This is a genomic window from Micromonospora sp. NBS 11-29 (genome assembly GCF_002140155.1).
Taxonomy (GTDB): Bacteria; Actinomycetota; Actinomycetes; order Mycobacteriales; family Micromonosporaceae; genus Micromonospora.
Window position 1 is genome coordinate 116,726 of the sequence record NZ_NAPR01000022.1, and the last position, 8,740, is coordinate 125,465.

An 8,740-nucleotide genomic window follows, 5' to 3' on the forward strand; every position below is an offset into this window, starting at 1 on the left:
CGCGCCCGGTAGCAAATTCCACCCGGACTACTCATGTGGGTGATGCCTGCCCCTGGTGGCGCGGTCAAAACTGGTCGGGCGGTTGGTGCCGGCGCAAGCCGCTCACGCGACGGCCGAAGGGGAGAACATGACCGCGGTTTCGCCGCGTCCGAGGGACCACTCATACGACGTGACCACCGGCCCGGGCGTACGGCCGGAGGGCCCACTCGCCGCCCGGCTGGATGCGGCGTTGCGCAAGCCGGCGGCGCAGCAGCCGGTGTGGCCCGATCCCCGCCGGGCGCGGGCCGTGGTGGCCGAACTGAGCCGGGCGGAGCCGATCGTCGCGGCGGACGAGACCGCCCGGTTGGCCGGCGAGCTGGCCGCGGTCGCCCGGGGGGAGGCGTTCCTGCTCCAGGGTGGCGACTGCGCCGAGACGTTCGCCGGCGACACCGAGGCCCATCAGCGCGGGAACCTGCGGACGCTGGCCCACATGGCGGCGGCGCTCGTCCACCGGGCGGGGCTGCCCGTCGTCACGGTCGCCCGGATGGCCGGTCAGTACGCCAAGCCCCGCTCCCAGTCCGTCAACGCCCAGGGTCTGCCCGCCTACCGGGGCGACATGGTCAACTCGGTCGAGCCCACGCCCACCGCCCGGACCCCCGACCCGGCCCGGATGCTGCGGGCCCGCGCCGGCGCGGCCCGCAGCATGGGCGTGGTGCGGGAGTTCCACCGCGACGGCGAGATCTACGTCAGCCACGAGGCCCTCCTGCTGGACTACGAGCGCGCGCAGCTACGGGTGGACGACCGCGGCCCGGAGCCCCGCCTGTCCAGCGGCCTCGGGCACTTCCTGTGGATCGGCGAGCGCACCCGCCAGCTCGACGGCGCCCACATCGCCTTCGCGGAGCTGCTGTCCAATCCCATCGGCGTCAAGATCGGCCCGTCGACGACCCCGGAGCAGGCCGTCGAGTACGTGCGCCGGCTCGACCCCCACCGCGAGCCGGGGCGGGTCACGCTGGTCAGCCGCATGGGGCACGCCTGGGTCCGCGACGTGCTGCCGCCGATCGTGGAGAAGGTCACCGCCTCCGGCTCGTCGGTGATCTGGCAGTGCGACCCCATGCACGGCAACACCTACCTGTCGGCGAACGGCTACAAGACACGCGACGTCCGGCATGTGGTCGACGAGATCACCGGCTTCTTCGAGGTGCACCGGCGGCTGGGCACCCGTCCCGGCGGCATCCACGTCGAGGTGACGGGCGACGACGTGACGGAGTGCGTCGGCGGCGCCTCGGCCATCACCGAGGAGGACCTGCCGACCCGGTACGAGACGGCCTGTGACCCCCGCCTGAACGCGCGGCAGGGACTGGCCCTCGCGTTCGCCGTCGCGGAGCTGGTCGCCGCCTCCCGCACGTAGCACAGGCAACCGACACCAACGATCGAAGAGGTGCTATGAAGATCGTCTTCTCCAGCCTCGCCGGCTACGGCCACACCTACCCGATGCTGCCGCTGGCCATCGCGTGCCGGGAGGCAGGCCACGACGTCACCTACGCCACCGGCGTGCGGTTCCACCCCCTGATGAGGGAACTCGGATTCCGTACCGTCTCGGTCGGCATGCAGATCCGGGACGCCTTCCGCATCGCGTTCGAGGACCGCAGCGACCGGATCGGGGAGCTGCCGTGGAAGGAATGGGTCGGGCCCGCGATCCGGGCGTTCAGCGAGCTGCTGCCCCGCAGCTACGCCACCGACCTGCTGCCCGTGCTGCGAGCGGAGCAGGCCGACCTGGTGGTGTACGAGGCGGGCAACCCGGGGGCCGGGCTGGCGGCCCACCGCCTCAACATCCCGGCCGTCTGCCACTCCCACGCCCGGGCGGAGCCGACCGACCGGACGGACCCGTGGCGGCAGGTGGACATGCCGATGCTGCGTACCGTCGCCGCCGAGGTGGGCGTGGACGTGCCCGCGGGCGGGTACCTGCTCGGCGACCCGTACCTGGACATCTATCCGTCCTCGTTGCAGGAGGCCTCGTTCCTGGGCCGCCCGGAGCGGTCCCCGCTGCGCCCACTGCAGTTCAGCGAGCCCGGTGAGCTACCGCCGATCGCCCTGGCCCCGCGGAAACGGCCGTTGATCTACCTCACCCTCGGCACCGTGGTCGGCACGGCGCCCGCCCTGCGCGCCGCCGTACACGGGTTGTCGGCCCTGGACGCCGACGTGGTGGTGGCCACCGGGCCGAACCTGCCGACGGACCAGTTCGGCGCGCTGCCCGGCAACGTCCACCTTGAGGGCTGGGTGCCGCAGGGGGCGCTGATGCCGCTCGTCGACCTGGCCGTGCACCACGGCGGCGCGGCGACGACCCTCGGCGCGTCCGCCGCCGGCCTGCCCCAGTTGTTCCTGCCGCTCGCCTCGGACGGGTTCCTCAACGCCGGCGCGGTCACCGCCACCGGCGCCGGACGGCGGCTGCTGCCCGCCGGGGTCGAACGCCCGGACCAGCTCCGCGGCGCGGCCGTCGTCTCCGCCGAGAGCATCGCCGAGGCCGCCGCCGAGCTGCTGACCGACGCCGACGCCAGGCAGGCGGCCAAGGCCGTCGCCGAGGAGATCGCCGCCATGCCGAGCCCGGCCGAGGTGGCGAACCGGCTCGGGGCGATGCCGACATGAGGGCGCTCGTCCTGGCCGGCGGCAGCGGCAGCCGGCTGCACCCGTTGACGTCCTCGATGCCCAAGCAGCTCATTCCGGTCGCCAACGAGCCGGTTCTGCTGCACTGCCTGCGCAACATCCGGGCGATGGGCATCCGGGAGGTCGGCATCGTCGACGGTCGGCACGGCGACCAGATCCGGGCGGCTCTCGGGGACGGCTCGGCGTGGGACCTCGACCTCACGTACATCCGGCAGCACACCCCGGCCGGACTCGCGGACGGTGTCCGCCTCGCCGCCGGCTTCCTCGGCGACGAGGACTTCGTCCTCTATCTCGGCGACAACGTGGTGGTGGGCGACCTGGCCGGCGCGGCCGACGAGTTCCGGTCCAGCCGGGTGGCCGCGAAGCTGCTGCTGGCCAAGGTCGCCGATCCGAGCCGGTACGGCGTGGCCGACGTCGGGCCGGGCGGCGCCGTCCGTGCGGTGGTGGAGAAGTCCCCCACCCCGCCGAGCGACCTGGCGATCATGGGGGTCTACTTCTTCACCCGGGAGATCCACGCCGCGGTGCACCGGATCGGCCCCAGCCCGCGCGGCGAATTCGAGATCACCGACGCGATCCAGCACCTCATCGACACCGGTGCCGCCGTCACCGCGCAGACCTTCACCGGCCTGTGGAAGGACACCGGCACGGTCGAGGACATGCTCGACTGCAACCGCACCCTGCTCGACCTGCTGCGCCCGGGCGTCGCCGGCGCGGTCGACGCCGCCAGCGCCGTGCACGGCGACGTGACGGTGGAACGCGGCGCGCGGGTGAGCCGCTCGGTGCTGCGCGGCCCGCTCGTCGTCGCCGCCGGCGCCGTGGTCGAGGACAGCGAGATCGGCCCGTACGCCGCCATCGGGCCCGACTGCGAGGTGCGGGAGGCCGTCGTGCGGGACTCGATCCTGCTGGCCGGCGCCGTCGTCCGGGGACGGCCACCGGTCACCGGCCAGATCACCGACGGACGGCTGCGGGTCACCGCACCGGCCAACCCTTCGGCCCGGAGGAGTCCGGCATGACGATCGCGACGCGACTGGCGGCACGGGACGACACCCGGCTGCCCACCCGGCTCGCGCTTTCCCTGCGGGCCGTCACGACCGGCACGGACATGCGGACCCAGGACTTCGACGCCTGGCTGGCCGAACGCCAGCGGGCGCACCGCTTCGACGTCGGACGGGTGCCGCTCGACCGGATCGACGGCTGGTCGTCCGATCCGGAGACCGGCAACATCGTGCACCGCAGCGGCCGGTTCTTCAGCGTCGAGGGGCTGCGTGTCTCGATCGACGGCCGGGAATGGGAGCAGCCGATCATCGTGCAGCCCGAGGTGGGGATCCTCGGCATCCTGGCCAAGGAGTTCGACGGTGTCCTGCACTTCCTGATGCAGGCCAAGATGGAGCCCGGCAATCCCGGGCTGCTGCAACTCTCGCCGACCGTGCAGGCCACGCACAGCAACTACACCGGCGTGCACGAGGGCGCCGGCGTGCGCTACCTGGAACACTTCACCCGGCCGGACCGGGGCCGGGTGCTCGCCGACGTGCTCCAGTCGGAGCACGGTTCCTGGTTCCTGTGCAAGTCCAACCGCAACATGATCATCGAAACTCTCGACGACGTGCCGCCGCACGACGACTTCTGCTGGCTCACCCTCGGGCAGATCGGCAAGCTGCTGGAGCGCGACAACGTCGTGAACATGGACGCCCGCAGCGTCCTCGCCTGCGCCCCGACGGCGCCGGCGGAGGCGGGCGCGATGCGCTCCGACACCGACGTGCTGTCGTGGTTCACCAACGAGCGGGCCCGGCACGACGTACGGGCCCAGCGCATGCCGCTCGCCGAGGTGACCGACTGGGTGCGCACCGACCACGAGATCCGGCACGTCCAAAACCGGTACTTCCGGGTCGGCGGGGTTCGCGTCGAGGCCGGCAACCGGGAGGTGACCTCGTGGATGCAGCCGCTGTTCGAGCCGGTCGGCATGGGGGTCTGCGCGTTCCTGGTCCGCCGTTTCGGCGGGGTGCCGCACCTGCTGGTGCACGCCCGCGCCGAGGGCGGCCTGCTCGACACCGTCGAACTCGGGCCGACGGTGCAGTGCACCCTGGAGAACTACGCCCACCTGCCGGAACGGGAGCGACCGCCGTTCCTCGACCTGGTGCGCCGGGCCGGCGCCGACCGGATCCGGTACGCCGCGGTGCACTCCGACGAGGGCGGCCGGTTCCTCAACGCCGTCAGCCGGTACCTGCTGGTCGAGGCCGGCGAGGCCGAGGCGGGCACCGAACCCCCGCCCGGCTACGCCTGGATGACCCCGGGCCAGCTCAACTCGCTGGCCCGGCACGGCCACTACCTCAACATGCAGGCACGTACGCTGCTGGCGGTGGTCGGCCTGCGCACCGGCCTACTGTAGGGCGGCGGTGCGGGCGAACGCGTCGACACAGCGCCGCAGCGCGACGTCCAGCGGCACCCGGGGACGCCAGCCGGTGGCCGCTCGGAACCGCGACGAGTCGATCGCGACGCTGTGCATGTCGGTGTCGGTGGCGAGGTCGGGCGGCGGCACGCAGACGACGGGGACCGGCGGCCGTCCCAGACGGTCGCCGACCAGGTCGGCGACCGTCCGCAGCACGTCGCCCAGCGGCACACCACAGCCGGTGCCCAGCAGCCAGTGCCGACCGGCGAGCGCGTCCGCGTGGTCGATCCCGGCGACGAAGGCGTCCGCGGCGTCGTGTACGTACAGCAGGTCGCGCTCCACCGTACCGTCGTTCCAGAGGGTGAGTTCCTGGCCGACGAAGGCCCTGCGCACCATGGTGGAGACCACGCCGCGACCATTCAGGCTCCCCCGGGGACTGTCGCCGTAGACGGTCGGCAGCCGCAGGGAGACCCCGCGGACCCGCCCGGCGGCGGTGGCCGCCTTGAGCACCTGCTCCGCCGCGTGTTTCTGCCGGTCATAGGCGGTGGTGGGCCGGTCGGGCGCGCTCTCGTCGAGCGGCATCCGCTCCGGCAGGCCGGCCTGCGAGGTGGAACCGGCGAACAGGACCGGGGTCGGCCGGCCGCTCTCCCCCAGGATCTCGACGAGGTCCCGCATCACGCCGACGTTCACCCGTTCGACGTCCGGATCGTCGTCGGCCTCACGCCAGCCGGCCGTGTGCATCAGGAGGTGGACCACCGTGTCCGCGTCGGCCACCGCCGCCTCCAGCGCCGCGCGATCGGTGAGGTCGGCCGACGACACCTCGATGTCGGCCACCGCCCCGGGCGGCACCGACTGCGGGCGGCGGCCGGTGGTCCGCAGCCGGATCGGCCGCCGGGCGAGGGCCTCCACCACCGCGGCGCCGACGAAGCCCGAACCACCCAGCACCGCGACCAGCGGCCGGCCCCCGCCGGCGCTCACCGGGTCACCGGTTCGGCGCGGTACAGGGCCTGCCAGTAGTAGCTCCACGCGATCGCGCGGTCGCTCGCCACGCACTCCCACCGCTCACCGGGACGGTACGCGGACTCGAAGGCGGGCACCTTCTCCCGCACCGCCTCGCTGTCGTGGATGTCGATCACGTCGCGCAGCAGCCCGCTGGTCAACGCCAGCTCCACCACGGCGGTGCCCTGCGAGTGCCCGTCGAGCGTCTTGTCGAGGTACTTCCCGACCGGGTTGTTGACGTAGAAGTGCGCGCAGGTGGCATCGACGAGCGCGAGGTAGTCGCGCACGGTGCCGGGGCTCATCTCGGCGAACGAGTCGACGTTCACGCACAGGTCGAAGCGGTCGGCCCGCACCGTGTCGTCGATGTCGTCGATACCCAGGAAGCGGATCTTCGCGAACTGCTCCGGCTCCAGCACGGTGTGCAGGTACCGCTGGGCGAGGGCCAGGGTGTTCGGCAGGTCGACGATCGTGTAACCGGCGAGGTCGTAGTTGGACAGCATGGTGTGGCAGGTCCGGCCGTAGCCCGCCCCGATCTCCAGGATCCGGGCGCCGTCGAGGGTCACCTGTGTCGCGATGAAGTCGACCTCGTGCACGGCCTGCAGGTAGTCGAGGCACACCGGTTCACCGTGGCACCGTACCGAATAGGGGTCGCCGACCTCCCGGTTGCGCGTCCGCCGCAGCCGCTCCCGGTTCGTCGGGTCGAGCTGCATGCCGAGGAGGAAGGTGAGCGCCTTCAGGTACCGCACGCCGTTGGGCGCCGGGTTCCACAGCGCCAGCTTGAAGTTGACCCCGTTGGACTTGAATCCGGCGAGGTCGGCCACGGCCTCCTCGGTGATGTGCGCCTCGTTGATGTGCCGCCACTGCTCGCTCGGACCGTACCGCCGGTGCGCCTGCTGGACCTGCTCAGTCATGGCTTTTTCCTACACCCGCCGCGGGTGGGCCGAAAGCCAGTCGACTTGACAGTCGTGGACGCCGGCCCTCGACCACCGAGGCGATCGATTCGCGCCCGCCCGGCCGGAATCCGCTGGAGGAACGGGGCGGTCCACTCAGCACATCGGACGATACCCGCCCCCACAGAGATCGACTAGGATCGAATGGTTGTCCCACTCTCACGGGGAGATCCACTGTGACAGGTAACGTTTCTCGTCGCGCCGTCCTGGGCCTCGCCGCCGCGTCGGCGGTGGGCGTGGTGACGGGCGGCGTCGCCGAACCGAGCGGTTCCGCCGCCGGCGGCACCGGCCGGCGCGGTGGCGGCGGGCCGAGGTGGGAGTCGCTGAGCCGCCACCTCGACGGCGACCTCATCCTGCCGACGGACGCGCGTTACGGGCAGGCCCGCGAGCAGTCCCTCGCCCAGTTCGACAGCACCAATCCGATGGCGGTCGCGTACTGCGAGAGCGCCAAGGACGTCCGGACCGCCCTGGCCTTCGCGCACGACCACGCCGTGCACACCGTCCCGCGCAGCGGCGGGCACAGCTTCGGCGGCTATTCGACGACCACCGGCATGATCCTCGACGTCTCCCGGCTCAACCAGGTCACGATCAACAATGGGTACGTCACCATCGGCGCCGGCACCCAGCAGGTCGACGCGCTGGCCGCCCTGACCCCGCACGGGATGGCCCTGGCCAGTGGCATCTGCCCCACGGTGGGCGCGGGAGGCTACCTCCAGGGCGGCGGCATCGGGATGCAGACCCGCAAGTTCGGCATGGCCTGTGACCGGCTGGTCTCGGCCAAGGTGGTGCTGGCCGACCGGCGCGTCGTACGCACCTCGGCGCGGGAGCACCCCGACCTGTTCTGGGCGCTGCGCGGCAACGGCGGCGGCAACTACGGCGTCGTCACCAGCTACACGCTGCGGCCGGTGGAGCGCGACACCCTCATCGGTTACCGGCTGATCTGGCTGAACGACGCGGCTTCGGTGATCGAGAAGTGGCAGGACTGGGTGATCTCGGCGCCCAACGATCTGTCCTCGCTCCTGCTGACCCGGGTCCGGAACCCACCCACGCCGGAGACCGTGGTGATCATGTCGGGTGTCTGGTACGGCGCCATCGAGGATCTGGAGCGGCTCATCGACCAACTGGTCGGGGAGATCGGCGTGACCCCCTACACCCGCCAGGTCGCCCCGTCGTCCGTGCACGACATGATGATGTCGCTGTACGGCTGCACGACGCTCACCACCGCGCAGTGCCACCGGGTCGGCACCGGTCCCGACGCACGGGTGGCCCGCGCCATCCACTACCACACCCGGTCCCGGATGTACGACGCCGCGGTGCCCCGCGCCGACGTCGACGACCTCGTGGCCGTCCTGACCGATCCGGCCAACTCCACGCCCGCGCAGGACCGCATGCTCTACTTCGAGGCGCTCGGCGGGGCGGCGAACGAGCCGGCCCGCACGGACACCGCCTACGTGCACCGGACCACCAAGATCCTGGCCGGCTTCACCGGGCAGATGATCGACGCCAACTACACCAGCGACGACGTCGCGCTCACCGAGAGCTGGCTCGCGGACGGCTTCGCCGTGCTCGACCGGCATTCGCTGCGGGAGAGCTACCAGAACTTCTGGGACCCGTCGCTGCCGAACTGGCGCGCGGAGTACTACGCCGAGAACTACCCGCGGCTGGTGCGCGTCAAGCGTGACTACGACCGGCACGGGTTCTTCCGCTTCGCACGCAGCATCGGCTGACCCGGGGCGTGCCCGGCCGACCTGCCCGTCGGCCGGGC

Annotated in this window: 7 protein-coding genes; 5 read left to right on the forward strand and 2 right to left on the reverse strand. The window is 72.2% G+C overall.

Going from position 1 to position 8,740, the window contains the following annotated elements; translation table 11 throughout:
- Window positions 1-169: 169 nt before the first annotated feature.
- Genes B1205_RS24210 through B1205_RS24225 form a run of 4 tightly spaced genes read left to right on the forward strand, consistent with a single transcriptional unit; the run spans window position 170 to window position 5,026 of the window.
- Entirely contained in the window at window positions 170-1,387 is a 1,218-nt protein-coding gene (locus B1205_RS24210; protein WP_254910162.1) for a 3-deoxy-7-phosphoheptulonate synthase, read from the forward strand.
- A gap of 35 nt (window positions 1,388-1,422) precedes the next feature.
- Window positions 1,423-2,622 (forward strand): glycosyltransferase, encoded by a 1,200-nt coding sequence (locus tag B1205_RS24215; RefSeq protein WP_089157704.1) that lies wholly within the window; start codon window positions 1,423-1,425, stop codon window positions 2,620-2,622.
- A complete protein-coding gene (locus B1205_RS24220) occupies window positions 2,619-3,653 on the forward strand; it encodes a glucose-1-phosphate thymidylyltransferase (protein WP_089157705.1) in 1,035 nt (344 codons plus the stop codon). Before B1205_RS24215 ends, B1205_RS24220 begins: the two co-directional genes overlap by 4 nt.
- Window positions 3,650-5,026: an NDP-hexose 2,3-dehydratase family protein gene (locus B1205_RS24225; protein ID WP_089157706.1), complete on the forward strand. Its 1,377-nt coding sequence runs from the start codon at window positions 3,650-3,652 to the stop codon at window positions 5,024-5,026. Before B1205_RS24220 ends, B1205_RS24225 begins: the two co-directional genes overlap by 4 nt.
- On the opposite strand, the gene B1205_RS24230 is transcribed toward B1205_RS24225, so the two are convergent.
- Window positions 5,018-6,004 (reverse strand): NAD-dependent epimerase/dehydratase family protein, encoded by a 987-nt coding sequence (locus B1205_RS24230; RefSeq protein WP_089157707.1) that lies wholly within the window; start codon window positions 6,002-6,004, stop codon window positions 5,018-5,020. The genes B1205_RS24225 and B1205_RS24230 overlap by 9 nt on opposite strands.
- Complete coding sequence (locus B1205_RS24235) at window positions 6,001-6,936, reverse strand: putative sugar O-methyltransferase (protein ID WP_089157708.1); 936 nt, start codon at window positions 6,934-6,936, stop codon at window positions 6,001-6,003. The genes B1205_RS24230 and B1205_RS24235 overlap by 4 nt, the downstream gene beginning before the upstream one ends.
- Window positions 6,937-7,151: 215 nt before the next feature.
- Between B1205_RS24235 and B1205_RS24240 the strand changes: the two genes are divergently transcribed.
- Complete coding sequence (locus B1205_RS24240) at window positions 7,152-8,702, forward strand: FAD-dependent oxidoreductase (protein ID WP_089157709.1); 1,551 nt, start codon at window positions 7,152-7,154, stop codon at window positions 8,700-8,702.
- Window positions 8,703-8,740 lie beyond the last annotated feature (38 nt).

Excerpts from the sequence above, each read along its gene's own strand:
- B1205_RS24220 (WP_089157705.1), top strand. The coding sequence starts at position 2,619 with ATGAGGGCGCTCGTCCTGGCCGGCGGCAGCGGCAGCCGGCTGCACCCG.
- B1205_RS24225 (WP_089157706.1), top strand. The coding sequence starts at position 3,650 with ATGACGATCGCGACGCGACTGGCGGCACGGGACGACACCCGGCTGCCC.
- B1205_RS24215 (WP_089157704.1), top strand. The coding sequence starts at position 1,423 with ATGAAGATCGTCTTCTCCAGCCTCGCCGGCTACGGCCACACCTACCCG.
- B1205_RS24235 (WP_089157708.1), bottom strand. The coding sequence starts at position 6,936 with ATGACTGAGCAGGTCCAGCAGGCGCACCGGCGGTACGGTCCGAGCGAG.